The sequence below is a fragment of the Achromobacter sp. DMS1 genome, from assembly GCF_001270295.1.
Genome location: NZ_LHSJ01000353.1, coordinates 1 through 2,107 on the forward strand (window position 1 = coordinate 1; position 2,107 = coordinate 2,107).

The following is a 2,107-nucleotide window of genomic DNA, read 5'->3' on the forward strand; positions in this document are numbered from 1 at the left end:
CAGACAGTGGCATGGCTTGAAAATGGATGCGCCGCGCGCGGGACGCGGCGGAAAGGACCCAGGGCCGCAGGAGCGGGTCCGATGGCTCAAGACATGCATGATACCAATTGTTTCATTGGTGTGGCGCAGCATCGGCGCGCATTCGCGCCGGCCGGCGCCTTCCGGGCAGGACGGCCGCGCCGTTCGCGCCGGAGGCAGGGCGAACGGGCGGGCCCCGGCGGCAAGGGCCGGGCAAGGACGGTCTGGCGTGGAAGAAAAGTCAGGCGTGCCGGGCCGCGCGGCGGCGCTGGCGCACGCCCTCGGCCAGCGCGCGCAGCACGGGCAGGGTCTGTGTCCAGCCCAGGCAGGCGTCGGTGATCGACACTCCATGACGCAGCGGTTCGCCGGGCTTGAGGTCCTGGCGGCCTTCTTCGAGGTTGCTCTCGATCATGACGCCGGTGATGCGGGCGTCGCCGCCGGCGATCTGCGCCGCCACGTCCTGGGCGACGTCGATCTGGCGCAGGTGCGACTTGTTGGAGTTGGCGTGCGAGCAGTCCACCATGACCTGCTCGCGCTGGCCGGCCTTGCGCAGCGCCGCGCAGCAGGCGTCGATGCTGGCGGCGTCGTAGTTGGGGCCCTGCTTGCCGCCGCGCAGGATGACGTGCGTGTCCTGGTTGCCGCGGGTTTCGAAGATGGCGGCCATGCCCATCTTGGTCATGCCCATGAAGGCATGGCGGGCGCTGGCGGCCACCATGGCGTCGGCGGCGATCTGCACGCCGCCGTCGGTGCCGTTCTTGAAGCCGAGCGGGCAGCTCAGGCCGGAACTGAGCTGGCGGTGGCTGGGGCTTTCGGTGGTGCGCGCGCCGATGGCGCCCCAGGCGATCAGGTCGGCGATGTACTGCGGGCTCAGCAGGTCGAGGAATTCGGTGGCGATGGGCAGGCCCAGCGCGCTGATGTCGAGCAGCAGCCCGCGCGCGCGGCGCAGGCCCTCGTTGATGCGGAAGCTGCCGTCCAGGCGCGGGTCGTTGATGTATCCCTTCCAGCCCACCGTCGTGCGAGGCTTCTCGAAGTAGACGCGCATGACCACGAGCAGTTCGCCGGAAAGCTCGTCGGCCGCGCCGCGCAGCAGGCGCGCGTATTCCATGGCCTGGTCGTGGTCGTGGATGGAACAGGGGCCCACCACGACCACCAGCCGGTCGTCGCGCCCGTGCAGCACGTCGGCGATGGCCGCGCGGCTGCGTTCCACCAGCGCCTGCGTTTCCCGGGGCACGGGAAGCTCGTCCTGCAGCAGCGCGGGCGAGATGAGCGGGCGCACCGCGCTGATGCGGGTGCCGTCGATACGGGTGGTGTCCGGGGAGGAATCGGCCGCGCCGACCTCGCGGTCGTGCAGGGGATCGTCGATGCGGGTCAAGAGGAGCTCCGTGCCGTGGCTGCGCAAAACCGCCATTATCGCACCTGCGGACGTGACACATCGGGGGACGGAGTCGGCTTTCGGGATGAGCGGGCGTCCGCGGAAGCCGGCGGCGCGGGGGCGGCGGCGTTAATCCGGATGGACCCGTGGGCGGCCCGCCGGCTCGCGGTTTGCGCGAATGTGCATTAACCCCGCGCGCAATCGGGGCTGGATGGCGGCGAGTTGACGTAGGATGCGGAAATCAAGTACAGCAGGCGGCCGCCCAAACCGGCATCGCCGATCGAGGGGATCCGTGAATGCCTAGACTGCGACCGCGCTTTGCCCGGCGGATACTCGTGCTCAACGACCACCCCGTGGAGCTTGCGCTATTCCAGAACATGCTGGCGGCCATGGGCTACCGGCGCGTCATCGCGGCAAGCGACGCGGCGGCGACCGTTGCGGCGGTGGCGCGCCAGCCGCACGATGTCGTCATCAGCGACATCGCGACCGGCATTGCGGGCAGCGCGAGCCTGCTGACCGAGCTGCGCGGCATGGGCCGCGTGCCGCCGGTGATCTGGACCAGCGGGCTGGGCGAGGAGTTGCTGCAATCGCATGTGAGGCTTGCGCTGGAAGCGGGCAGCGCCTCGGTGCAGGCGCTGCCCATGCCGGTGTCGGCGGCCGTTTTGCAGGCGGCCATGGAGACGGCGCTCGAAAGCCTGGCGGCGTCTCAGGAGGCGG

Annotated in this window: 2 protein-coding genes; one reads left to right on the top strand and one right to left on the bottom strand. The window is 70.3% G+C overall.

Annotation, left to right across the window (positions count from 1 at the left end; translation table 11 throughout):
• Positions 1 to 259: 259 nt before the first annotated feature.
• Complete coding sequence (locus AD428_RS24040) at positions 260 to 1,390, bottom strand: 3-deoxy-7-phosphoheptulonate synthase (protein ID WP_053246827.1); 1,131 nt, start codon at positions 1,388 to 1,390, stop codon at positions 260 to 262.
• Between the two features lie 296 nt (positions 1,391 to 1,686).
• Here AD428_RS24040 and AD428_RS24045 point away from each other — a divergent pair.
• A partial coding sequence (locus tag AD428_RS24045) for a response regulator (RefSeq protein WP_152968218.1) occupies positions 1,687 to 2,107 on the top strand: 421 nt, incomplete at its 3' end.